This is a genomic window from Alkalihalophilus marmarensis DSM 21297 (genome assembly GCF_000474275.2).
Classification (GTDB): domain Bacteria; phylum Bacillota; class Bacilli; order Bacillales; family Bacillaceae_D; genus Alkalihalophilus; species Alkalihalophilus marmarensis.
In genome coordinates, this window is record NZ_ATAE01000028.1 from 1 (window position 1) to 25091 (window position 25091).

The 25091-nt window shown below is 40.2% G+C and carries 26 protein-coding genes; all 26 read right to left on the reverse strand.

The features are described from left to right. Positions 1 to 214: 214 nt before the first annotated feature. On the reverse strand, positions 215 to 1129 hold the full coding sequence (gene flgG / locus A33I_RS09210; RefSeq protein ID WP_022628167.1) for a flagellar basal body rod protein FlgG: 915 nt from the start codon (positions 1127 to 1129) through the stop codon (positions 215 to 217). A gap of 74 nt (positions 1130 to 1203) precedes the next feature. Beyond that, on the reverse strand, positions 1204 to 1596 hold the full coding sequence (locus A33I_RS09215; protein ID WP_031311534.1) for a TIGR02530 family flagellar biosynthesis protein: 393 nt from the start codon (positions 1594 to 1596) through the stop codon (positions 1204 to 1206). 9 nt (positions 1597 to 1605) lie between these two features. Beyond that, the gene (gene flgD, locus A33I_RS09220; protein ID WP_022628169.1) at positions 1606 to 2115 is read right to left on the reverse strand and encodes a flagellar hook assembly protein FlgD; all 510 of its coding nucleotides are present in this window, start codon (positions 2113 to 2115) and stop codon (positions 1606 to 1608) included. 9 nt (positions 2116 to 2124) lie between these two features. Then, the gene (locus tag A33I_RS09225; protein ID WP_022628170.1) at positions 2125 to 3348 is read right to left on the reverse strand and encodes a flagellar hook-length control protein FliK; all 1224 of its coding nucleotides are present in this window, start codon (positions 3346 to 3348) and stop codon (positions 2125 to 2127) included. A 32-nt stretch (positions 3349 to 3380) separates the two neighbouring features. Further along, positions 3381 to 3944, reverse strand: coding sequence for a MotE family protein (locus A33I_RS09230; RefSeq protein WP_022628171.1), 564 nt, complete (start codon positions 3942 to 3944; stop codon positions 3381 to 3383). A 9-nt stretch (positions 3945 to 3953) separates the two neighbouring features. Then, the gene (fliJ, locus tag A33I_RS09235; protein ID WP_022628172.1) at positions 3954 to 4397 is read right to left on the reverse strand and encodes a flagellar export protein FliJ; all 444 of its coding nucleotides are present in this window, start codon (positions 4395 to 4397) and stop codon (positions 3954 to 3956) included. Between the two features lie 10 nt (positions 4398 to 4407). Next, a complete protein-coding gene (gene fliI, locus A33I_RS09240) occupies positions 4408 to 5715 on the reverse strand; it encodes a flagellar protein export ATPase FliI (RefSeq protein WP_022628173.1) in 1308 nt (435 codons plus the stop codon). 3 nt (positions 5716 to 5718) lie between these two features. Then, positions 5719 to 6531, reverse strand: coding sequence for a flagellar assembly protein FliH (gene fliH, locus A33I_RS09245; protein ID WP_022628174.1), 813 nt, complete (start codon positions 6529 to 6531; stop codon positions 5719 to 5721). Beyond that, positions 6524 to 7540 carry a flagellar motor switch protein FliG gene (gene fliG, locus A33I_RS09250; protein WP_022628175.1) on the reverse strand — a complete coding sequence of 339 codons (1017 nt, stop codon included), beginning with the start codon at positions 7538 to 7540 and terminating at the stop codon, positions 6524 to 6526. The genes fliH and fliG overlap by 8 nt, the downstream gene beginning before the upstream one ends. Positions 7541 to 7551: 11 nt before the next feature. Then, positions 7552 to 9126 carry a flagellar basal-body MS-ring/collar protein FliF gene (gene fliF, locus A33I_RS09255; RefSeq protein WP_022628176.1) on the reverse strand — a complete coding sequence of 525 codons (1575 nt, stop codon included), beginning with the start codon at positions 9124 to 9126 and terminating at the stop codon, positions 7552 to 7554. Between the two features lie 52 nt (positions 9127 to 9178). After that, positions 9179 to 9457: a flagellar hook-basal body complex protein FliE gene (gene fliE / locus A33I_RS09260; protein WP_476489876.1), complete on the reverse strand. Its 279-nt coding sequence runs from the start codon at positions 9455 to 9457 to the stop codon at positions 9179 to 9181. 42 nt (positions 9458 to 9499) lie between these two features. After that, positions 9500 to 9955 (reverse strand): flagellar basal body rod protein FlgC, encoded by a 456-nt coding sequence (flgC, locus tag A33I_RS09265; RefSeq protein ID WP_022628177.1) that lies wholly within the window; start codon positions 9953 to 9955, stop codon positions 9500 to 9502. A gap of 3 nt (positions 9956 to 9958) precedes the next feature. Continuing rightward, entirely contained in the window at positions 9959 to 10354 is a 396-nt protein-coding gene (gene flgB / locus A33I_RS09270; RefSeq protein WP_022628178.1) for a flagellar basal body rod protein FlgB, read from the reverse strand. Between the two features lie 347 nt (positions 10355 to 10701). Beyond that, positions 10702 to 11481 carry a GTP-sensing pleiotropic transcriptional regulator CodY gene (gene codY / locus A33I_RS09275; protein WP_012959395.1) on the reverse strand — a complete coding sequence of 260 codons (780 nt, stop codon included), beginning with the start codon at positions 11479 to 11481 and terminating at the stop codon, positions 10702 to 10704. A gap of 22 nt (positions 11482 to 11503) precedes the next feature. Beyond that, positions 11504 to 12898: an ATP-dependent protease ATPase subunit HslU gene (gene hslU / locus A33I_RS09280; RefSeq protein ID WP_022628179.1), complete on the reverse strand. Its 1395-nt coding sequence runs from the start codon at positions 12896 to 12898 to the stop codon at positions 11504 to 11506. 79 nt (positions 12899 to 12977) lie between these two features. Beyond that, on the reverse strand, positions 12978 to 13529 hold the full coding sequence (hslV, locus tag A33I_RS09285; protein ID WP_022628180.1) for an ATP-dependent protease subunit HslV: 552 nt from the start codon (positions 13527 to 13529) through the stop codon (positions 12978 to 12980). Positions 13530 to 13565: 36 nt separating this feature from the next. Beyond that, entirely contained in the window at positions 13566 to 14531 is a 966-nt protein-coding gene (gene xerC, locus A33I_RS09290; RefSeq protein WP_022628181.1) for a tyrosine recombinase XerC, read from the reverse strand. Between the two features lie 60 nt (positions 14532 to 14591). Then, entirely contained in the window at positions 14592 to 15899 is a 1308-nt protein-coding gene (trmFO, locus tag A33I_RS09295) for an FADH(2)-oxidizing methylenetetrahydrofolate--tRNA-(uracil(54)-C(5))-methyltransferase TrmFO (RefSeq protein ID WP_022628182.1), read from the reverse strand. A 258-nt stretch (positions 15900 to 16157) separates the two neighbouring features. Next, on the reverse strand, positions 16158 to 18230 hold the full coding sequence (topA, locus tag A33I_RS09300) for a type I DNA topoisomerase (protein ID WP_022628183.1): 2073 nt from the start codon (positions 18228 to 18230) through the stop codon (positions 16158 to 16160). Positions 18231 to 18395: 165 nt separating this feature from the next. Continuing rightward, positions 18396 to 19268 (reverse strand): DNA-processing protein DprA, encoded by an 873-nt coding sequence (dprA, locus tag A33I_RS09305; RefSeq protein WP_022628184.1) that lies wholly within the window; start codon positions 19266 to 19268, stop codon positions 18396 to 18398. An 88-nt stretch (positions 19269 to 19356) separates the two neighbouring features. Continuing rightward, positions 19357 to 20271 carry a succinate--CoA ligase subunit alpha gene (gene sucD / locus A33I_RS09310; RefSeq protein WP_012959402.1) on the reverse strand — a complete coding sequence of 305 codons (915 nt, stop codon included), beginning with the start codon at positions 20269 to 20271 and terminating at the stop codon, positions 19357 to 19359. Between the two features lie 98 nt (positions 20272 to 20369). Beyond that, positions 20370 to 21530 (reverse strand): ADP-forming succinate--CoA ligase subunit beta, encoded by a 1161-nt coding sequence (gene sucC / locus A33I_RS09315; RefSeq protein WP_022628185.1) that lies wholly within the window; start codon positions 21528 to 21530, stop codon positions 20370 to 20372. Between the two features lie 300 nt (positions 21531 to 21830). Beyond that, positions 21831 to 22004 carry a small, acid-soluble spore protein, alpha/beta type gene (locus A33I_RS20250; protein WP_022628186.1) on the reverse strand — a complete coding sequence of 58 codons (174 nt, stop codon included), beginning with the start codon at positions 22002 to 22004 and terminating at the stop codon, positions 21831 to 21833. 107 nt (positions 22005 to 22111) lie between these two features. Next, the gene (locus A33I_RS09320; protein ID WP_022628187.1) at positions 22112 to 22387 is read right to left on the reverse strand and encodes an EscU/YscU/HrcU family type III secretion system export apparatus switch protein; all 276 of its coding nucleotides are present in this window, start codon (positions 22385 to 22387) and stop codon (positions 22112 to 22114) included. Continuing rightward, positions 22384 to 24138 carry a hypothetical protein gene (locus A33I_RS09325; RefSeq protein ID WP_022628188.1) on the reverse strand — a complete coding sequence of 585 codons (1755 nt, stop codon included), beginning with the start codon at positions 24136 to 24138 and terminating at the stop codon, positions 22384 to 22386. The genes A33I_RS09320 and A33I_RS09325 overlap by 4 nt, the downstream gene beginning before the upstream one ends. A 24-nt stretch (positions 24139 to 24162) precedes the next feature. Next, positions 24163 to 24945, reverse strand: coding sequence for a ribonuclease HII (locus A33I_RS09330; RefSeq protein WP_022628189.1), 783 nt, complete (start codon positions 24943 to 24945; stop codon positions 24163 to 24165). Between the last annotated feature and the right edge of the window lie 146 nt (positions 24946 to 25091).

The following is a 25091-nucleotide window of genomic DNA, read 5'->3' on the forward strand; positions in this document are numbered from 1 at the left end:
GAAAAAGAGAGTGGTTGGTCGAATAAATTCGACCAACCACTCTCAGAAAACAAAAGGACTTTTTCAGTGGCCTCCTCTAGCCCCCACAGGAGTCTTCGTATATTTCATCCGCTAGATTAGTGCTTTGTCCGTATTCTTAGTCAAACACTCTAATTATGCCCCAGCCTCAAACCTCCTTTACCTAGTGGATCACCTAAGTGATACCGCTATATAATTAACGTTTTAGATTTACTAGTTCCTGCAAAATTTCATCCGATGTCGTAATAATACGTGTATTTGCTTGGAACCCACGCTGTGCAACGATCATCTCTGTGAATTCTTCAGATAAATCTACGTTAGACATTTCAAGAGTGCCGGCTACTAAGGTGCCAGCACCGTTTTGATCAGGTGCAGTTAAATAGCTAGTTGTCCCTGCTGCAATATTAAAGTTACCACCTGCAATTGGTGGGATTGTTAAGTTTCCAGAGTTCGCAGTTTGTTGATATAAGTTATCTCCAACTTTTGCTAATCCTTCACTATTAGCGAATTTAGCTAATGCAAGTTGCCCTCCAGTCCTTAAATTATCACCGTCTACAAATACTAACTTTCCATCTTGACCTATACTAAAACTCTCAGCATCTGTAGGGATTCTAATCCTTCCGAATATATCCATATTCTGGTCTGATAATGGGAAATCATCTGTGCTAGCAGCATTATTAATAACATTATTTGAAAGGCCCATGACATACATTCCATCTCCGTTAACCAGGAACCCTTCACTATCAAGGTAAAAGTTCCCCGCTCTTGTGTATCCGTAATTTCCTGTACCATCATCGACTACAAAGTAGCCATCCCCAGAGATCCCCATATCTAGTGATCTGTTGGTATTTTGCAAGCTACCTTGGGTATGAATCGTATCAATACTTGCTAACTGCGAACCTAGTCCTACCTGTCTTGGATTCGTGCCACCTCTACCAGGATCATTTGGTCCACTAGCCCCCGCAATCTGTTGGCTTACCATATCTTTAAATGTTGCGCGGCCTTTTTTGAAACCGAACGTATTCACATTTGCAATATTATTTCCAATTACATCTAATTTTGTTTGGAAGTTTCTCATTCCTGAAATACCCGAGTACATTGAACGTAACATGTCAGTCACTCCTTTTAGTGTATGCTGCATCAGTCAGTCAGCAGCGACAGCCTCCCATAAGGGTCCAGCCTTTTTCAATCAATTACAATCGTTCCATTTATATTCGTGAAAATTTGCGATTTTGCTTCTTGGCGGTCCATGACGGTGATGACAGTGTTATTTTTTGCACTGACAACCAAAGTTGCATCATCCGTTATAACTAGAGAATCGGTTACGCCTTTTTGTTTTGCTTCAGCAACTTTTCGGTTAATTGTCTCCCATTGCGCTGAATTAATTTCGATCCCGCGTTTATCCATCCGTTCGTTGGCGTGCTTGCTTATTTTAAGAGGAGCCGGCTTGACAATCTGCTGCTGTAAGACATCTTTAAAAGATGTTTTAGCTGCTGCATTTTTGGGTATTTCTTTTTTTGAATAAGGTTTCGGCAGAGCATGCACTGATTGGATAGGAAACCCATTATTCAAGGTCATCCCCCCTTTTTATTCTGCTGTTTCTTCACTACTCGAATCTCCGCTTGGCGGATTGGCCGGTTGGTTTTCTTTTACTGCACTAACTTGAGTAAGTTGTTCGTGGTGAATCCAGCGATTATTATCTAGTAAAATTCGGATTGTTCCATCAAATTCTACCTTTACTGATTGAACTTTATTGTCGTTGTATTGAAGTTCCGTCCGGTACTCATCCACATCGACTTCTTGCACCCACTTCACTTCTTTGCCAATCAGTTCACTAAATTGAACAAGGCTTTGACTTGTTTGAACATCCACAAATTTTTGGATGGTGTTATTCATATTAGTCATTTGTTCTAGTGAAGAAAATTGTGCCATTTGCGCAATAAACTCTCGGTCGTCCATCGGGTTTGAAGGATCTTGATTTTGAAGCTGGGTAATTAATAATTTTAAAAAATCATCTTTCCCTAGCATATTTTGACCCGTATTGGATGTCGGCTTCGGTTGATTTTGCAAAAAATAACTTTCATTAATTGTCGGCATCCTATTCACCTACACTTCTTCGTTAAATGTTAGATCCTCTAAATAAGCACGGAAGGTATCATCCTCTTCTGCTGGTTGAGTCTCTTTTTGCTGTTCTCTGTCATCATGAGGTCTTTCTTTATTAGATGATTGGTCATCTTTTATGGATGATTGGTTTTGAGAGAATACTTCCACACGTTCTACGTTAATCTGCTGGCTGTTAAAAGCTTGCCTCAAATGGTGAAGCTGTGATTCTACTAGGTCCTTTGCTGCACTTGAACTAGTTAGCAGTCTTGCTACTAGCACACCTTCTATTTGAGTTAATTGAACATCTAACCTTCCTAAATGAGCTGGAAACAGCCTAATAGAGAATGTGTTCATACCTGCTTCATTTGTTTTAAACAAGCCTCGCTGCATCATTTGCTCAAACTGCCTTAATAGCTGTTGTTGCTGCACTTCTTTCGGCTGCTGGTCACCGAGATGGATGACTGCTTGTTCGGTTCTGCTCATCAAAGGGTTAAACATAACGCCGCTATGCAGCGGTAATAAAGCTGAAGAGTTCTGTTTATCTGCAGCTAAGCTAGCAAATGTGTGAGTTACATCCGGTTTCTCAGTTAACAACCTATTAATCGCAACTTTAATTACTTCATCTGTAGGTGCTTGAGCTTTCTGCTGTGAGAGCGCTCGTTCTACACCCTCTATAAAGCGTTCTATCCTAGAGATATTCGGCTCTTTTTGAGTATCAGACATTACCGGTGGAAGCACCTTGTCAAATGGGATCATGTCTGGAACTTTAGCGGCGCCTTGTGTTTCTATAAACTGACTTAAAAGCACTCCGATAACTGCCAGTTGTTCTTCCGGCCATTCCTTCACCATTCGCTCTACCGCATCTGCAGTAATCGTCAGTCCTTCCCCGTCACTCAGATTATTAAACCAAGCCATAATCTCATCTTTCCATTCAACAGGAAGGATAGAAATCAGTTTCTCCACTGAGTCATTCTCTAACAAGTCTTCTAATTCTTCCTCAATCCTAACTCCAGCTAACGACTGTAACCATTCGCTCAGAGATATTTCACCTTGTTCCTCTTGAGGTATTAGCACGTCCTCGCTAATAAGCTCTGCCGATAACTGCTGGCTCAAAATATTCGAAAAAGGGTCCCCTGATGTTAAATTTCCATTCCCTTGTTTAGGAACAGTAACTGTATTACTTGTCGTTACTGGTGCAAAAAAGTTCATCATCGCGTTCGCATTCATTCTTTCACCTCCTTTCACATTTCTAACTCCAATCATTGACTTGTTAAACGGCTCATTAAATCAGCTGCGGCAGCTGAGTCCATCTTTGCAAGAATCGCTGCTCTTGAATCCGTTTTTAGTTGGGAGAGGTGAAGGAGCGCTTCTTCTGTTTGAAGCTCAGAAATAATCGCTGCTGCATTTTTAGCAGACATCGCTTCGTACGTTTTAGCGATTTCACTAAGTTCTTGTGTTGCGTTATTATTTAATTCTTGTTCAACTAGCAGCCTTTGTTCCATTTCTATGACTTCATTTTCAAGCTCTGTAATCTTTGAATCCTTTTCAGCAATCTGCTGCTGCAATAAGGCAATCTCATTTTGTTCTGCTGTAGTATCTATGTCCTGCTCTTCTGTCTCTGATTCGATAATGTCCTCCTCATCATCTTCCATTAGGCTTGACACATAAGGGATTGATGATGCTGCTTGCTTAGCTGTACCTAACACGTCAAAGCCAATCATATTAAGAATGACACTAAAGAAGATCACCCCAAAAATAACCGGAATAAGAATAACGAGAACAAACATTTGAAGCTTGCTATGCGTTTTTTCCTTTTTACTCATCCTATCCACCTAATTCCAACGCTTTTGAAAAAGTTGTATCGCAATGTCATCCATTTGAGCATTTTCAAGACGACGTTGTTCTTCTTTAAATTGTTCCTGTTTTACTTGTTTCATTTTTTCATATTTTTTAAATTCAATAGAATGCTTAACCATATCCTGCTGTTTTCGATTCATCCGCTCACGGGCTAATTGGGTAGTATGTTGAGTCTCATTGATTGCTTGCTGCAGACGTAATAACTGAGATTGACTACTTTGGAGTTCATATATAGAGATTCCCTTCGTAACCTTTTCTCTTCCTGTTTGTTCAAGCTCCTCTTTCTTTTTAAGCAGGTCATACAGCTCTGTAGCTACTTGTTCAAATTGATTCATCGCTTCTGTGTATTGGTTCTGACTGTTTTTTTGTTCTTGTTCTTTCACGTTCATTACTTTCTGTAGTGCAAAATCAAACGACATCCTCTACACCTCACCCAAATTGTTTCATTAGAAGGCTGGCAGACTCTTCAAATGACATCCGCTCATCAGTAGCTTGAGTTAAAAATTCAATAATCGCTGGATATGCTTGGATCGCTTCATCAATCTCTTTTGAAGAGCCTCGCTTATAAGCGCCTATATTAATTAAATCTTCGGCTTCTTCATATGTAGCGATTAATTTACGAACACGTTCTGCAGCCTGTTTATGAATTGGATTAACAAGATCTGACATCACCCTGCTGACACTTTTTAACACATTTATCGCAGGAAACTGTCCTTTATTGGCTAATTTCCGATCTAAGACTAAGTGACCGTCAAGAATCCCTCGCACCGCATCAGCTATCGGCTCATTCATATCATCACCGTCTACTAAAACCGTATAAAACGCGGTAATACTTCCTTTTGCATCTGTCCCAGACCGCTCTAACAGCTTAGGGAGCATTGCAAAAACTGAAGGAGTATATCCTTTCGTCGTTGGTGGTTCTCCGGTCGCTAACCCGACTTCACGCTGCGCCATCGCAAAACGAGTGACCGAATCCATCATCAAATTGACATCCAGGCCTTGATTTCTAAAATACTCGGCAATCGCTGTAGCCGTCATAGCTCCTTTAATTCTCATTAGAGCTGGCTGATCTGAGGTTGCTACGACTAAGATCGTCCGGCTAAGCCCTTCTGTGCCAAGGTCCCGTTCGATAAAATCTTTCACTTCCCGACCTCGTTCACCAATCAAAGCAATCACATTTAAATCCGCTGAAGAGTTTTTGGCAAGCATTGCGAGCAATGTACTTTTACCAACGCCGCTTCCGGCAAAAATCCCGATTCGCTGACCTTTTCCTACTGTAAACAAGCTGTCTATTGCTCTAACCCCTAGACTCATTGCATTCTCAATACGTGGTCTCTTTAATGGATTTGGCGGCTCATTATCTGTTGGAAAAGATGTTAATCCTTTAGGCAGCTTTTGCTGATCAAGCAGTTCTCCGCACCCATCAACCACCTTGCCAATTAAGCCGCTTCCCACCTTAATCTCAAGTGGACTTCCTGTTGCTTCTACCAAACTCCCGGGAGCAATTTCTTGAATTCCGTTTAAGGGCATTAACAGAACATATTCGTCCCTAAAGCCAACGACTTCTGCCCTTATTCTCGTTTGGTTTTGTTTGCCGACCAGTATGTAGCACAGCTCTCCTACGGATGCGACAGGACCGATTGATTCAATCATCAATCCTACTACTCTAGATACTTTTCCATACCATTTATAGGGTTGAAGTGAGGGAACTGAAGAGATTAATGATTGAGCTTTCATCGCTTAAGCCTCCTCGAGTCGATCATGAAGCTGTTTTTTTAACTGAGTAAGCTGGTGATCAATTGTTGCATCCATTCGGCCGTATTTCGTTTCAATCACACATCCGTTCTCGGCTAGAGCAGGGTCCGCATAAATGTAGAGCTCTTCGCAATGAGTGAGAAATAGGTGTAGTTCTTCTTTTTGCTGTCTCGTTCGTTCAAACCAATCAGGGTGGACGTAAATTTTCACATCTTCATGTTCTTGAACCTCTTTGATGACCTGCTTTACAAATTGATCCCAAACTTCTGGAAGCCCCACTAGTCCATGGCCGATCACTCTTCTGCAAAGCTCTACAGCTAAATCAACAATCACTGGCTCTGCCTGTTCTACAACTTTATGGTATTCATCTTTTGCGCTCATAATAATGCTGTTTGCTTCTTCAATACTTTCTTTGTATTCATTAAATCCATCTTCTCGCCCTTTGAGGAGACCTGCCTGGTAGCCTTCCTCCCTCATCTGCTCATACATATATTCTTGCTCTTTTATCGCTTCACTTTTGTCAAACTCAATTTGCTCGTACATTTCATTAATATGAAGCTCGGCGTCTTCCATCATTTGCTTAACCTTTTGGTCAGCTTCATCCAATTTTTGTTTTACTATCTTATCTGTATCATTACTATTAATTGTACTAGCAGAACTAAAGCTCTCTTCATGCTGCTCCTCTTCTGCATGAATGAGAGGTTGGAAACTTTCGTCCTCAGATAGCTTTCGGATTACAATTTGCTTAGCCTGCTTAAAGCTGGACTTAGAATGGACTGACTTAATAACTTTAGACAATCACATCATCCCCTCCGCCACGGGCAATAACGATTTCTCCTGCCTCTTCTAAGCGGCGGATGACAGCGACAATTCTTGTTTGAGCTTCTTCAACATCTCGTAATCGAACCGGCCCCATAAACTCCATTTCATCTTTAAAGGCCTCGGCCATTCGTTGAGACATGTTGCTGAATACTACTTCTTTCACTTCATCACTTGCCACTTTAAGCGATAATTGTAAATCTTCATTCTCAACATCACGTATTACACGCTGGATGGAGCGGTTATCAAGTGTGACAATATCTTCAAAGACAAACATTCTCTTTTTGATCTCTTCTGCAAGTTCTGGGTCTTGTATTTCAAGCGCGTCAAGGATCGTGCGTTCTGTTGAACGGTCAACACTGTTAAGCACGTCAACGACCGCCTCAATCCCGCCTGCTTCTGTATAGTCTTGTGTCATTGTAGATGACAGCTTTTGTTCTAAGATGGATTCCACTTCATTTATAATTTCTGGCGAAGTGCTGTCCATTAATGCGATCCTTTTTGCAACATCTGCTTGAACTTCCTGTGGCAGTTCAGAGAGAATCGTTCCCGCTTGAGTTGAATCTAAATAACTTAAAATTAATGCAATGGTTTGCGGATGTTCATTTTGAATAAAGTTTAAGATTTGTGAAGGATCTGATTTTCTTGCAAAATCAAAAGGTCTCACTTGTAGAGTAGACGTCAGGCGATTAATAATATCCATCGCATTCGCTTCTCCTAGTGCTTTCTCAAGAATGCTTTTGGCATACCCAATACCGCCTTGAGCAATATAGTCTTGAGCCAAAACAAGAGAATGAAACTGCTCAAGTATATCTTCTTTCATTTCACTATCTACTTTTCTAACATTTGCAATCTCAAGGGTAAGCTGTTCAATTTCTTCCTCCGATAAATGCTTATACACTTGCGCAGATACATCCGGACCAAGTGAGATTAGGAGAATTGCTGCTTTTTGCTTCCCTGTTAATCCTTTTTTTGCTGACTGAGCCAAAGCTCTCCCTCCTAATCTTCAGATAACCATGTACGAAGAAGTTTTGAAAATTCTTCAGGCTTTTCTTTTGCCATACGTTCTAATTGCTTGCGTTTTGTTGCAGATTCACTGGTATCTTCATCTGGAAGATCAGGTACAACTGCTGCTTGCTGCTGAATAACGAGTTCTTCTTCCTCTTCTTGCTTTCTTTTTCTCATTAATAAGACAATAAGCAAAATGATAATAACAACTAAGACCCCTGCAACCACATACATCCAAACAGGTATAACCGTTGATGGAGCTTGAGTTGTATCCGGCTTCCCTTCAAATGGCTGCGAGGAAACATAAATTTTTTCATTAATACCAGCTTCTGTTAACTCATCTGCATAAACACCTGAGATACTTGTCCGTACGATCGTCCCTAAAATTTGCTGTATATCATCTAATCGTTCCTGAGGAAGAACATCCATTCCTTCTGGCGGCTCTACCATGACTTGAATGCCAAGATCACGAATTTTATAAGGGCTTTCTACTATGTCACGGTTAATACGGTTGACTTCATTATTAATTCGATCTTCCGTACGCTCATATTCCGATTCACCTTGTCCTACAGCACCAGGGAAGTTTGGAATACCCTCACCAGTTCCTTCAACCCCGCCGGCTGGCGTTCCTTCTCCTGTATACGTCTCGGTAACTCGTTCAATACTCACTGCAATACCTTCAATATTTTCAGGATCCACTGGTTCTACCAAAGATTCCTGACGATTCTCCTGAGTGAAATCAATATCAGTTGTAACTGACACCAGCACCTTATCCTGACCTACGACGGTTCCTAGCATCCGCTGTAAGTTTAGGGTTAAGTCTCTCTCAATTTCACGTTGAATCGTACGTTGTTGTTCAAAGGCAGATAATGTCGTTGACTGACTTCCATCATTATCATAAAAATAATCCTCAAACATTTGGTTCATTATGACGATATTCTCTATAGGGAGGTTTGGAACACTTTTAGATACTAGATGATAAAGTGCTTTAACCTGATTTTGATCTAATTGGTAGCCAGGGGCTAAATCCACTACGATGGAAGCTGTAGCTGCCTCTTGAGTCGTGTTAAGCCAAACACTCTCCTCAGGCAGAGTAATCATGACATTGGCATGATTTACGCCGTTAATGTTGCGGATTAAGTCTTGAAGCTCCGTTTGCATGAGACCGCGCTCCATCACGGAGAATTCATTATCTGTCATACCAAAGCCCATTTGATCTTGAAAAAAGCTGTAGTCAATGCTGCCGCTTCTAGGAATCCCCTCAGCTGCAAGATCTACTTTTAAACTATCGACCATCGCTTCTGGTACTAGGATCGTTGTACCGTTATCTGATATTTCAGCTAGTATCCCTCTTGCGTCTAACGTTTCTTTAATCTGCCCTGTTTCTTGTAGGGTTAAATTACTATAAAGAGGGACGTTATTCGATCTGTTTCCAAGCAATAACAATAGAATCAATAAAAGAGCGACGGCAATGAAAGCACCTGCATAGATGCTTTTTTGCTTTTTTGTACGCCCGCTCCAGAATTCTGTCAGTTTCTGTTTATATAGTACAAATTTCTCGTTCATGCGCCCTCCCACAACCTACAAAGCAAATGACTATGCAAATTTGTAAACTTGCTTAAACTTGCATTCGCATTATTTCTTGATAAGATTCAATCACTTTATTTCTGATTTCTACTGTAGCCTGTAGCGCTACACTTGCCTTCTGGCCGGTAATCATCACATCATGAAGGTTATCAATCTCCCCACGGGCCAATTGTTCTGTTTTCATAGCAGAAACATTTTGAAGTTCGTTCACTTCTTGAACCGCTTCTGTTAATGCCGCTTTAAACGTCTCCCCTGCCTCGGCTGGAGTTTTCAACGGCTGGTTCTGTACTCCTAGCTGATTATGTAACATAAATGGTGATGAAATACGATTTAACTCCATCTAGTTATCCCCCTACCTTCCTATCTCTAAGGCTTTCATTAACATGTTCTTTGTCGCATTTAGTGACGTCACATTCGCTTCATAAGACCTAGTAGCTGTCATTAAATCCACCATTTCTCTCAGCGGGTCTACATTAGGCATTTCAACGTATCCTTCTTCATTAGCATCAGGATGAGTTGGATCATAGAGAAGTTTGAAAGGGTTCTGGTCCTCAACAATTGCCGAAGCTTTTACTCCAGTTCCGACTTCTGAATTCTGTTTCATCGCACTTCCTAAGAAAGCAGAAAAAGGCTGCTTTTGATTCGGTTCAACGACAACCATCTTTCTTCGATATGGTGTCCACTCACCATCTACCATTCGTGCACGTGTCGTCTCTGCGTTCGCCATATTAGAAGAAATAACATCCATCCTAAGACGCTGTGTGGTAAGTGCTGAGGCACTTGCATTAAATCCACTAAAGAGTGTCATCCGTTAATTCCCCCCTCTGATCACAGTCTGTAAACTTTGAAATCTCCCGTTCATTCGATCAATTAATGCATTGTAATAGATTTGATTTTTAGCTAATTCAGACATTTCATGATCTATATCAACGTTATTTCCATTGTGATTGTAAGTTGTATGAGGATTCGTATAAACCTTAGTCCCTGTATTTGTAGTACTAAAGTCCATATGTTTCGCATTTGTTTTATTTGCTTCTAGGTTTGTGCCCATAGCTTCATTTAATGTATGTTTAAAGCTTACCTTTTTAGCTTGATAATTGGGCGTTCCCGCGTTAGCAATATTATCAGAGATCGCTTTCTGCCTAAGCTGCGAACCATCTAGCCCTCTTTCTAATACTCTAAAAGTCGAGTTAGAAAATAACTCCATACGTGCCACACCTTTCGACAATACTTTCAGTTTTTCACCAAATTACGGCATTAATAAACAAAATAATACACATTTTCACATCATAACCACTACGAAAATTGTAATCAAAATGACCCTAAATGTCTAATGAAGTTTTTAAGAAAAGTGCATTCGATAAAAAAGAACCACCATTTTACACCTACTTTAGACTTAAGTATCCACTTATAGTATTAATTATAAATATATTAATACTTTTTTTAGCCTAATTTATTTACAAAATAATTACATATTAATGATCGTTTTATCTCATAGGACTATTTACACACATAAAAAAGGGCCACAATGTGGCCCTTTTATGAAGAAATAATTTATTTTGTTTTAATTTTTTCAAGTTCAAGCAAGAACTTGTCGTTTAGTACTTTAATATATGTCCCCTTCATACCAAGTGAGCGTGACTCAATCACACCTGCACTTTCAAGTTTACGAAGAGCATTTACAATAACAGAACGTGTAATTCCTACACGATCAGCAATCTTACTCGCAACAAGCAGCCCTTCTTTGCCGTCAAGCTCTTCAAAGATATGCTCAACTGCCTCAAGTTCACTGTAAGATAATGAGCTGATTGCCATTTGTACAACCGCTTTACTACGTGCTTCTTCTTCAATTTCTTGTGTCTTTTCATGAAGAATCTCCATACCTACTACTGTTGCCCCGTACTCTGCTAAAATGAGGTCATCATCATTAAATGAATCATTTAAGCGAGCTAGTACCAAAGTTCCTAGACGCTGACCTCCACCAAGGATAGGTACGATTGTGGTTAAACCGTGTTGGAATAAGTCTTTATTTTCAACAGGGAATGCTGTGTACTCACTTTCAATATCTAGGTTCGGTGACGTTTCTTCTACTTTAAATAATCCCCCTGTATATTCTTCTGGGAATTGACGATCTTCTAACATCTTTTTCATACGTTCATTTTCAATTTCCTGTTTAATAGCAAAGCCTAGTAATTTACCACGGCGGCTAACGACAAAGACATTGGCGCTGATCGCATCACGAAGTGTTTCAGCCATGTCTTTAAAGTTCACATGCTGCCCTCCGGATTTTTGTAACATTTCATTAATTTGTCTTGTTCTTGATAATAAATTCATTAAAAATCTCCTCCTAGATTCACTATAAAATATATTGGCTTAAGTCGCGATTTTTCGCAATGGTAGCTAACTTCTCTTCTACATACTCTGGTGTAATAACAATCTCTTCTAATGTAATATCTGCGGCTTCATACGAAAGGTCTTCTAATAATTTTTCAAGCATCGTGTGTAAGCGTCTTGCCCCTATATTCTCCGTGTCTTGATTTACCTCCGTTGCAATTGTCGCAATCTTACGAACAGCTTCGTCAGTAAATGTAACTTTTATACCTTCCGTTTGCAATAGAGCCGAATATTGTTTTAACAACGCATTATCAGGCTCTACTAAAATGCGAACAAAATCATCGACTGTCAAGTTTTTCAACTCAACACGAATCGGAAAACGACCTTGAAGTTCAGGGATTAAATCAGATGGTTTGGCAATATGAAATGCACCTGCCCCAATAAATAAAATGTGATCTGTTTTCACCGCACCGTACTTCGTAACAATTGTCGATCCTTCAACGATAGGCAGAATATCTCTTTGGACGCCTTCTCTTGAAACATCGGCCGATTGTCCAGAAGATTTACCGGCAACTTTATCAATTTCATCAATAAAAATAATCCCCAGCTGCTCAGCCCTCTCAACAGCGAGCTGTGTAACTTCATCCATATCAATCAGCTTTTGAGCTTCTTCTTCCGCTAGAACATTTCTTGCTTCAGATACAGGCATCTTACGTTTCTTGCGCTTTTTAGGAATCATACTGCCAAGCATATCTTGCATATTCATCCCCATTTGTTCCATACCTGCACCTTGGAACATATCCATGAACTGTTGAGTCTGTTCTTCTACTTCAATGGTAACGATACGATCTTCAAGCTCGCCTAAAGCTAATTGATGGGCCATTCTCCTTCTTTGTTCTTTCATACCCTCTTCTTCACCGTTTGAATCATCGGGCTGCTGTTGACCAGGTTGATTAAAAAGCATTTCAAAAGGATTTTTGTATGTGGATTGTTTTTTGTTAGAAGGCACTAAAAGTTCAACAAGACGTTCATTTGCATGCCTTAAGGCCTCTTCTTTGACGCCTTCCATCTTTTCTTCTTTCACGATACGAACGCTTGACTCTACTAAATCTCTAACCATCGATTCAACGTCACGTCCAACATAGCCTACTTCTGTAAACTTTGTCGCCTCAACTTTTATGAACGGGGCACCTACAAGCTTCGCTAAACGCCTCGCAATTTCTGTTTTACCGACACCCGTTGGACCAATCATCAGGATATTTTTTGGAGTAACTTCCTCTTTAAGCTTATCTTCTAACAAACTTCTGCGATAGCGGTTTCTTAGTGCAATAGCTACTGATTTTTTTGCTCCTTCTTGACCAACGATATATTGATTTAAGCGTTCAACAATTTGTTTTGGCGTTAGATTAGTTTTCACGCGATCACACTCCAGTTATCGTTTTATCCAGCCTCTTCTATTGAAGTTCCTCTATTGAAGTTCTTCTATCGAAGTACTTCTACTGAAGCTCCTCTACAACGAGATTTAAATTCGTGTACACACAAATTTCTCCAGCTGTCTCAAGGGCAGCTGTTGCAATCTCTTTAGCCGACAGATCAGGAGCATGTTTTTTTAGCGCACGTCCTGCTGATAATGCATAATTCCCGCCAGAACCAATAGCAAGAATCCCATCATCTGGTTCAATCACTTCACCAGTACCTGATATTAAGAGAATGTGTTCTCGGTTCATAACAATGAGCATCGCTTCAAGCTGTCTAAGCACCTTATCACTTCGCCATTCTTTAGCAAGCTCTACAGCAGCTCTTTTCAAGTTGCCGTTGAATTCTTCAAGTCTACTCTCGAATTTCTCAAACAGTGTAAAAGCATCTGCTACTGACCCAGCAAAACCAGCCAACACATTCCCCTGATAGATTCTACGTACTTTCTTGGCAGTATGTTTCATTACAACTGCATTTCCTAACGTTACCTGGCCGTCTCCAGCCATCGCGCATCGTCCATTATGCTGCACTGCAAATATCGTTGTCGCGTGGAAAGTCATTCTCTCATTCATTATAAAGACCTCCTAGATAGCTGATATCCCTCTATTTCACGCACGAGGATGATGGTTTTTATATACTTCCCGAAGCCGGTCTTTCGTTACATGAGTGTACACTTGAGTCGTAGAGAGATGTTCATGACCAAGTAATTCTTGAACCACTCTAAGATCCGCTCCATTATTTAGAAGATGAGTTGCAAATGAGTGCCTCAAATCATGAGGGCGGATATGCTTTTGCATAGAAGCCTCTTCCACTCTTTTAGCTAACATCCTCCGTATACTTCGGTCAGTTAACGGTCCTCCGCGATAATTCAGAAAAAGACGTTTAGTCTCACTATTACCTTTTTTAAGTAAGTTTACTCTAGCATCTTCAATATATTCATGTAATACATCGCATGCAAACGAACCAATCGGTACATAGCGCTCTTTATTGCCTTTACCTTTGACAAAGGCAGTGCCAATCCTAAGGTCTATATCCGCTACATCTAATTGACTGCATTCACCTACGCGCATTCCGGTTGCATATAAAAGTTCGAGGATTGCTCGGTCTCTTTTATCAAGAGGAGTGTTTCCTTCAAACGCTTTAAATAACTCATCCATTTCTTCTTCATACAAAAAGCTTGGAAGTTTTGAAGCCTGTTTTGGAAGATGAGTTTCTGCAAAGACATTGCGGGTAAGTTCTTCTTCTCTCATAAGGAAGTGAAATAAACTGCGCATAGAAGAGATCTTTCTTGCCACTGAATTTCTAGCATACGCTTTCTCATAAAGAAACGTCAGATATGAGCGCACAAAAAGATAAGTCACATCAGAAAAAGCAGCACAGTTATGCTCTTTCATGAAGTGACAAAAATCCTCTATATCACTAAGATAGCTTTTAACAGTATGTAGGGAATAATTTTTTTCAACTTGCATGTAGCGTACGAACATTTGTATAGAATCGCTTGTTTTCGTATTGTTGGTAATCGAGTTCTTTATCACTGAATCCTTCATCATCGAATCTTCATTTGATTGATCCATCCGAATCACCTCACAGAGCTACTAAATTCTATCACGATTTAGTAGCTCCCGCAATGATATTTACATTTTTTTCACAAAATTCTGAATTGACCCTAAAGCTCGCTCAGCAAGTTGTTCATAGCGTTCTTTTTTATTTTTAATGCGCTCACTAAGAGGCGGCAGCAAACCAAAGTTCGCGTTCATTGGCTGGAAGTTTTTTGGGTTCGCAGTAGTGATGTAATTTGCCATGCTCCCTAAAACAGTTTCTTCCGGGAACGTAAGCAGTTCCTCATTATTAACAAGCCTTGCAGCATTAATACCGGCAATTAACCCAGCAGCTGCTGATTCGACATATCCTTCAACACCAGTAATCTGACCAGCAAAAAATAAATCGTCGCGATCTTTATATTGATAAGTAGACTTTAATAAATTCGGCGAATTGATAAACGTATTACGGTGCATCACTCCGTAACGCACAATCTCTGCATTCTCTAAGCCTGGTATTAATTTTAAGACTTCCTTTTGCGGTCCCCATTTTAAATGCGTTTGGAAACCAACGATATTATACAATGTACCTGATTGGTTGTCTTGGCGTAATTGTACAACTGCATATGGGCGCTTCCCTGTATCTGGATGCTCGAGGCCGACTGGTTTCATCGGGCCAAATAACATCGTCTTCTTCCCTCTTTTTGCCATAACTTCGATTGGCATGCACCCTTCAAAGAAAATCTCTTTTTCAAATTCTTTTAAAGGAACCGTTTCAGCTGAGATTAACGCTTCATAAAAGCGGTCAAACTCTTCTTCCGTCATCGGACAGTTTAGATATGCTGCTTCTCCTTTATCATAACGAGATTTAAGATACACTTTATCACGATCGATTGAATCTGTTTCGATAATAGGCGCGGCTGCGTCATAGAAGTATAAGTACTCTTCACCTGTTAGTACTTGAAGCTGCTTTGAAAGTCCTTCTGATGTTAACGGACCAGTAGCAATAATTGTCGGTCCTTCAGGTATTTCAGAGATTTCTTCATTAATCACGGTTACATTCGGGTGATTCTTCACACGATCAGTAACATTTTGAGCGAATTCGTGACGATCCACTGCTAGGGCTCCACCAGCAGGTACAGAAGAGTCGTCAGCTGATGAAATTATAACCGAATCAAGCTTCCTCATCTCTTCTTTTAATACACCAACCGCATTTGTTAAGCTGTTTCCACGCAAAGAGTTACTGCATACAAGCTCAGCAAATTTGTCTGTATGGTGTGCTGGTGTTTGTTTTACAGGTCTCATTTCGTATAATCGTACATTTATTCCGCGCTTCGCTAGCTGCCAAGCTGCTTCACTTCCAGCAAGGCCAGCACCGATCACATTTACATGTTGTTGATCCATTTTTTAACGCCTCCACTCAAAAATCATTCAAAAAGGTCTGAACGGTGACTAAGGCAAGGACAAGATAACGAAGCGATCCATTATCCTGGTGAGTACTTGCACATTAGCGGTTCAGACCCTTGGTTTTTCCTTGTTCAATCACCTTGTGGCAATTGTATCAACTAACCATTCTTTGCTGGTGAGTACGTGCTCACCATGACTTTCTATGAATCCTAGTACATCATAATACTTTTTTCGTCAAGATTCAACAAAAACAAATTAATTTGCTTCTTCTTTGTAATCGCATGAAGAACATTGAACATTGACACCTTTTTTCGTTTTCTTCTCAACGAGCATCGCGGAACATTTTGGACACGGACGAGAAATTGGTTTGTCCCATGAGATGAATTCACATTCTGGGTAGCGGTCACATCCGTAAAATGTACGACGTTTCTTACTTTTCCGCTCTACGATATTTCCTTCTTTACAAGTCGGACATTTCACACCGATATCTTTTACGATTGCTTTTGTGTTTCGACATTCAGGGAAATTAGAACATGCCATGAACTTTCCGTAGCGTCCCATTTTATACACCATTTCATGTCCGCATTTTTCACAATCTTCACCAGCAGGTTCATCTTTTATCTCGACTTCTTTCATTTCTTCTTCTGCGACCTTAAGTCTCTTTTCAAAGCCTTGGTAAAAACCATCAATAATGTGGACCCATTCATGATTCCCTTCTTCGATAGAGTCGAGGTCACCTTCCATTTTAGCTGTAAATTCCACGTCTAAAATTTCTGGGAAGAATTCAACGATTAACTCTAATACAATTTCACCTAATTCTGTCGGAACAAATCTTTTTTCTTCAAGAGCCACATATCCACGCTTTTGAATCGTATCAAGTGTAGGCGCATAGGTTGACGGTCTGCCAATCCCTAACTCTTCCATCGTTTTTACTAGTCTCGCCTCTGTATATCTTGGCGGGGGCTGAGTAAAGTGCTGGTTCGGGTCAATCGACTCTTTCTTTACTTTTTGACCTTCTTCAAGGTTAGGCAGCAGGCGGTCTTCCTCTTTCTTTCCGTCATCATTTCCCTCGATATACACTTTCATAAAACCAGGAAACTTCACTTTCGAACCTGTTGCTCTAAATAGTACTCCTTCGTTTACAAGGTCCACAGACATCGTATCCATAATAGCTGGAGCCATTTCACTTGCTACTAAACGTTCCCAGATTAAACGATACAGACGAAGCTGGTCACGTGATAAATAGCTCTTTAAACTTTTAGGATCTTTAAATACAGCAGTAGGACGAATGGCTTCGTGAGCGTCTTGTGCTTTCTTATCTTTCTTCACCGCACGCTGTCCTACTCTCGTGTATTCTTCACCAAATTGCTCTACAATGTATTGCCTTGTTTCATTTTGCGCAGTCTCTGAGATTCGTGTAGAGTCGGTACGCATGTAGGTAATTAAACCAACTGTCCCTTCCTTGCCTAGGTCAATCCCCTCATATAACTGCTGAGCAATCATCATCGTTTTCTTTGCTCTAAAATTCAGCTTTCTTGCAGCCTCTTGCTGCAGGGAAGAGGTAGTAAATGGCGTTACAGGGTTTCTTTTACGTTCTTTCTTTTTTACAGATGCCACATCAAACGACTTACCTTTTAATTGCTTTAAAACCGCTTGGACCTCTTCCTCTGATTTAAGTTCTTGCTTCTTTCCATCTACTCCGTAAAATTTAGCGTCAAAAGCCTCGTCCCCTAAAGAGAACTTTCCTTGAATGGTCCAATATTCTTCAGGTACGAACGCTTGTATTTCTTTCTCACGCTCAATAATCATCTTGACGGCGACAGATTGAACACGACCTGCACTTAATCCTTTTTTAACTTTTTTCCATAAAAGAGGACTAATATTATAGCCCACTAAACGGTCTAAAATGCGTCGTGCTTGCTGGGCATCTACCAAATCCATATTAATTTTTCTCGGTGTTTTAAATGCATCTTTAATTGCCTGCTTTGTAATTTCATTAAACACTACGCGACAATCAGACTTTTCATCAATATTAAGACTATGGGCAAGATGCCAAGCGATAGCCTCTCCTTCACGATCGGGGTCAGCTGCGAGATAGATTCGTTTCACTTTTTTAGCAGCTGTCTTTAATTCTTTTAACACGGGGCCTTTCCCGCGGATTGTAATATACTTTGGTTGAAAATTTTCTTCAACATCTACTCCCATTTGACTTTTTGGTAAGTCTCTGACATGTCCCATTGAAGCCTTTACAATGTATTTTTTGCCTAAATATTTACCAATGGTCTTTGCTTTGGCGGGAGATTCAACGATTACTAAATAATCGGCCATAACAAGCAGCTCCCTCTCTCGAAGTTAAATTAAAATCTTCCCTATTATTAAACAGACTTTTACCATTTGTCAAACAAGAGTTTAAAAATTTCGTATTAAAACGAGTGGAAATTGACAAAAAACGACTATATTATATAGAAGAAACTCGGAAATTTTATGACGATTTTATGTCCATTCGTTTAAAATATCACTCATTTCTACCACTAATTTTGCTCCCTCTTTAATCAGTTGATTTGTGCCCTTTGATAACTGGCTGTCAATAGGACCAGGCACGGCAAATACATCACGATTTTGATCTAATGCTTGGTCGGCCGTAATAAGAGAGCCGCTTCTTTCTTTTGCTTCTATGACCAAAACTCCTTTTGATAAACCACTAATTATGCGATTTCTTGCTGGAAATGTCCACTTTGCTGGAGGTTGATGCGGAGGATATTCGCTTATCACAAGCTGATGGGAAGCCATGTAAGTGAAAAGATTTTTACTCTCTTTTGGATAGAAGTGATGAAAGCCAGATCCTAACACAGCGATCGTATGTCCATTTTGGGAAATGGTCTGTTGATGAGCTGCCGTATCGATGCCAAGAGCTAACCCGCTTACAATACATACGTTTTCCTTCACAAGCGGTTTCACTAGATTTGCAACAGCCCCAAGCCCCCTCTTTGTGGGCGTTCTTGAGCCTACTACTGCCAATTTCAACTTGATTTGCAAAAGACCTATATCCCCTTTGCAATAGAGCACCCAAGGAGGATCATATAATTCTTTCAGCTCTTTAGGGTAATCCGCATCAAAACGAGTTAACGTAGTAATTTGCGAGGCTGCTAGCTTGCTTACATATTCACTTGAGTTTACTTCCTTTAAATAGGTTACTAGTTTTACTGCTTTATCTGGCTTTAAATGGAGATGTTTTATAAAAAAGGCAGAGGGTGAGGTAAATGGTGTCAGAAGTTCTGAGTCATGATTGATCAGTGCGGCAATTTGTTTCCAAGACAAAAACATGCTGCTGTGCAGCACAATCAACCGTTCTCTAAATGTATTCATTTATGAACACTTCCTTTTGTGGAGATGAGGGTAGTGGTGCGGGGTTAATAAGATAAAAAAGCTCCTCAAATAAGAGGAGCTTTTTTGATTATTTTGCTACTTCATGAGTTGTACATTTTTCAAGCAAATCATTTTCTTTAAGAGCTTTGATAAGTGTTTCACCCATAACAGAAGGTGTTTCAGCCACTTTTACGCCGCAGCTCTCAAGTGTTTTGATTTTCTCTGCTGCTGTTCCTTTACCACCAGAGATAATCGCACCAGCATGACCCATACGTTTTCCTGGAGGTGCTGTCTGACCGCCAATGAAACCAACTACCGGCTTCTTCATGTTAGCTTTAATCCACTCAGCAGCCTCTTCTTCCGCTGTACCGCCGATCTCACCGATCATGATCACAGCATATGTTTCAGGATCTTCGTTAAACAACTCTAATACATCGATGAAGTTTGTTCCGTTAACCGGGTCTCCACCAATACCAACAGCTGTCGATTGACCGATACCATTCGTTGAAAGCTGGTGAACAGCTTCATACGTTAATGTACCAGAACGAGATACAACACCTACATGACCTTTTTTATGAATGTAGCCTGGCATAATTCCAATTTTACATTCTTCCGGTGTGATGACACCTGGGCAGTTTGGTCCAATAAGGCGAGTCTTCTTGCCTTCCATGTAACGTCTAACACTTACCATATCCATTACAGGAATGCCTTCAGTAATACAAATAGCTAAATCTAATTCAGCGTCTACTGCTTCCATGATTGCATCTGCAGCGAATGCAGGTGGAACATAAATAACTGATGCGTTAGCTCCTGTAGCTTTAACAGCATCCTCTACTGTATCAAATACAGGGACACCTTCAACTTCTGTTCCGCCTTTACCAGGTGTTACACCACCAACAATTTGTGTACCGTACTCAATTGCTTGTTGTGTATGGAATAAGCCAGTTGCGCCTGTAATTCCTTGTACAATGACTTTTGTATCTTTGTTAATAAGGATACTCATTCTCTTTGTCCCGCCTTTCGTATTAACAATTAAATTGAATCATTTATCTAAAGACATCTTTAACAAGAGTCTTTTAAGTTAGCATTTTAAACCAATTATTACTTAACTAGAGATACAATCTTCTGTGCACCATCAGCCATTGAATCTGCAGCAGTGATGTTCAGACCTGATTCGTTAAGAATCTGTTTACCAAGGTCTACGTTTGTACCTTCAAGACGAACAACTAGTGGAATTTCAAGACCTACTTCTTTTGTAGCTGCTACAACACCTTCTGCGATGATGTCACATTTCATGATTCCACCAAAGATATTAACGAAGATACCTTTAACGTTTTCATCAGATAGGATAATCTTGAATGCTTCTGTAACTTTCTCTGCCGTAGCACCGCCGCCAACATCTAGGAAGTTAGCTGGGTCGCCGCTGTAATGCTTAATGATGTCCATTGTTGCCATAGCAAGTCCAGCACCATTAACCATACATCCAATGTTACCATCTAATGAAATGTAGCTTAGGTCATATTTAGAAGCTTCGATTTCTTTTTCATCTTCTTCTTCTAAATCACGATACTCAAGTACGTCTTTTTGACGGTATAGAGCATTTGAATCAAAGTTTAACTTCGCATCAAGCGCCATTACTTTTCCGTCTCCAGTTGTAACAAGCGGATTGATCTCAGCAATTGAGCAATCCTTTTCAGAGAATGCTTTATAAAGTCCCATCATAAATTTAACAGCTTGTCCTACAAGCTTTTTAGGGATATTAATGTTAAATGCTAGACGACGAGCTTGGAAGCCTTGTAAGCCTACAGCCGGGTCAATTACTTCTTTGAAGATCTTCTCAGGAGTTGCTTCTGCAACCTCTTCGATTTCAGTACCGCCTTCTTCAGAAGCCATTAATACAACGCGGTTTGTCGCACGATCTAGAACTAAACCAACGTAATATTCATTTTTAATATCGCATCCTTCTTCGATAAGTAAGCGCTTTACTTCTTTACCTTCAGGACCTGTTTGGTGAGTAATAAGTGTTTTACCTAAAATCTCATCCGCATATGTACGAACCTCATCCAAGTTCTTAGCAACTTTTACACCGCCAGCTTTACCGCGGCCTCCTGCATGGATTTGAGCTTTTACAACACAAACTTCTGTGCCTAATTCTTTTGCAGCCTCAACTGCTTCTTCTACTGAGAATGCGACTTTCCCATTAGGGACTGCAACTCCGTATTTACGAAGGAGTTCTTTACCTTGATACTCATGAATATTCATTCTCTCTCCAGCCTCCTATCAATTGCATATGATTTCAAGTCGCTCTTTCGTTTATACGTGGATGAACGACAAATTCCTCTTCCATTTTAGCACTTTTTAAAATATTTTGGGAGAGAAAAGTGTAACCTCTTTCAAATTTCTTTTAATTCTAACTTTTTTAGAGTCTAATTCATACAATCAATTTTTACCATACCCTTGGTGTGACAAGGCTTTCTAGCTTTAACGTTAGAATTTATCAACGTTAAAATAAAAATAAAAAAAGCTAGAAATTCTGAGAGAATTTACTAGCTTTTCATTTTACTATTCGCATTTTTCTTTGTTTTGAGCTTTTTGCATGACTGACTTTGTCATATCTTTTGCTTTTGCATCTTGTTCTTGAATAGAGTGATGAACTCCAAATTCTTGAGCATATTCCTCTTTATATTGATTCATAAACGAATCAAGTTCAGGAACATTTAATTTGTTCGGTTTCATAATTCATACCTCCCGCTTAAAGATCACCTGATTAGGTGTGTGGATTAGTATGTCCTTAATGTCCCGATGCTATGACTTGTTCAAATATAAATGGTTCGATTGCATTTCTAGCTTCTTGCAGAGTTTTTATCAACTCTGTATATAAAGGCAAATACTTCTGCTACCGCTTCATAAAGTTCCGGGGGGATCGATTGATTAATGTTTAGTTGGCTTAATAATTCAACTAAAGAGGCATCTTCTTGAATCGGGATATGATGATTTTTTGCTTTTTCAATGATCTCTTCTGCAAGGATGCCCTTCCCTTTAGCAATCACTTCAGGTGAATCCTGCTTCGCCGCATCATACCGTAATGCTACTGCTTGCTTTTTCATCTCGTTATTCATATCCGAATATCCACTCCCTGGTAATCAACGCGTTGTTTATAGGCAGACTCATGATGCGATTGAACCTTATTATGGCTGTATTCATTCATATTTTTCCAAATTAGGGTAGTGAGCTTATAATCAAATCCATCTAATGCATCATGTAAAGTCGGCAGTAATAGATCAATGAGTCTGCTCGGTTTATCCCCCTCATTAAATACGGTAAGTGAAATGACTCTGTTTTGTATTTGCATATCCACGATAAGTTCTCCAAGTGTTTCTAACTCTAAATAAAATAGAATTCGGCAATGATTTGGGTCTAGACTGCCGTCTTCCTGCCGCCTTGCCTCCCATTGCAGTGTTACATCTGTTTGGTAAGAACCTAAGACAAGCGGTAATTGCATAAGCACTTGTTGAAGGGGGCCTTGCTGCTCTTGAGCCATTAATTGACTGCCTGTTATACGCTGAATCATTTCTGTTACTTTCTCTCTTACCGGCTGGGGCAAACTTTGTTCTAGCTGCATGAGCATTCCTTTTAGACGTTCTTGATGGCTTTGTTCATTTACATTCGTTTGTTGAATATGCCTAGCTATTTCGTTTTCATAATGCAAGCCAAGTAATGCTGCCACATTTTGGAGGTGAGAACCAAATCCGCTTTTCGTATCGGTTATGGCAGGTGATACGGAATGATATAAGGCAGACTGCAGCATCGATCGCTCATTCGCTGGCAGCTGCTGACTGACTAAGTGCCTTAGTCCACCTTCTATATCAAGCGCCTTCTGAGATCCTTTTAACCGTTGGAACAATAACTCCAGGCTGCCATTTTCCCCTTGCGGCAAATTGCTTAAGGAGCCTAAGATATGCTGCATTGCTTCTCTCGGCTGCATTTGGACAACTTGGTTGGTCAAATGAGGCGGCAAAAGCGGTCGAACCTCACTGCTTGTTTGCTGCTGATTAAGCACAACCTGATGAAAGCGATGGATAAAGCCGTCTATCGTTTCTTTTGTGTCACTTAAGCCTAGCCTTGTTAAAAGCATCTTAGCAGCCTCGCTTTGTTCAGCTGTTGCAGAGGGGTGGACTAGCTGCTGAAGCAAGTGTAGGACTGGCTGCTTCGTTTGGCCGAATTCGGTTTGGGCATTAAATTGCTTTAAGGCTGACACTAATTTTTCAATCGACGGATGAGAGGCATATTCTGCACTCTGCGCAAGCTGTATAACTTGCTGTATCTGCTGATTCACACCCGTTTCTTTTTGAAATGCTTGTACTGCCCTCACTGCTTCTTCTGATAACGGTAGGTTCTTTTGAATGAGGAGGTGTACTAAATCTACTGTTTGACGATCGTACTTATTTAAAGTCGTCAACAATTGCGCAGCTTCTTTTAATGCATGCTTTGGTAGAGCCAGCTGCTTGACAGCTAACTGGTCCAAAAGAGCATTTATCGCAGTATTTTGAGGCAGACCCAGCTGCCTAATCAATTGTTCATTTACTGGAGGCGGTGACCCTGGGCCTGTTCTCCCTTGATTGTCAATCACTTTTAACTTTGGCAGACCGCTTCCTTCCTGTACTTCAAACCAATACCTTCCCCCAGCTGTTAATGCAGCTTCAAGCCTTGCTGTCACTTGCATCCCATTAATCGAAAGAGAAGCTAGGTGATTAGGAAACAACTTCATAATCTTTCCTTGAAATATGTGACCAGGCACAAACGTGAGGGGAGTCCGCTTTTTTGCACCTGCTGTCGTCACTTCTTGATTACTACTGGTCGTATGTATCATTTTTCTTCTCCCCTCGCCTGATAGCTACGTGCTTTGTTTAATTAAACAGTCAGCTACTGGCTTAAATGATTTTCTGTGTTCTTTTGTGATGCCTAATGTGTTCATCGCTTTTAAATGCACTTCGGTGCCATAGCCTACATGTTTGGCAAAGCCGTAACCAGGATACACCTTCTCAAGTTCCGCCATATACTCATCCCTTGCTACTTTTGCAAGAACAGAACTCGCTGCAATTGTTAAGCTTTTTTGGTCACCTTTAATCAATGATTCTTGGGGAAGAGAGTTAGCTAGTTTCATCGCATCAAGCAGCAAGTAATCTGGTTGAATGTCTAAATTATTGACTGCCCTTTGCATAGCAAGCTTGGTTGCCTCGTAAATATTTACTCGATCAATTTCATCTGCATCTACAAAAACAACCGAATAAGCTAAGGCTTGTTTCTTTATTTCTTCAACAAAAAACTCTCTTATTTCTTTAGATAGCTTTTTAGAATCTGTTAATCCTGGTAAAGACGCATCCTTCGGTAGAATAACTGCTGCGGCTGTTACAGGTCCTGCAAGCGGTCCGCGTCCTACCTCATCTAGTCCTGCTACATAGTTATAACCATTCCGCCAAGCCTCTCGTTCATACATGAGCATGGTTTCATGCATTTGCATTCGTTCAGCTTCTAACGCTTTTTGTTTTTCATATTTACCAAGGAGACGCTGAACTCCTTTACGTTCATCATGCTTAAGTTGATCAATCCATTCCTCACTTACTTCCATTTCATTAAACAATGTTGCTTCAATCTCTTTAATTGCTAACCGTTTCATATTCTCCCCTATCTTTCTCTTACCCTTTTTATCGGTGCTATGGTCCATTTTTTTATAACCTTTTTATCGTACTAGAGATCATTTTTCATTACTAGGCTAAACTGGCAATTGCTTTAATTATCCATAACACAAATTGCCGGGACTGA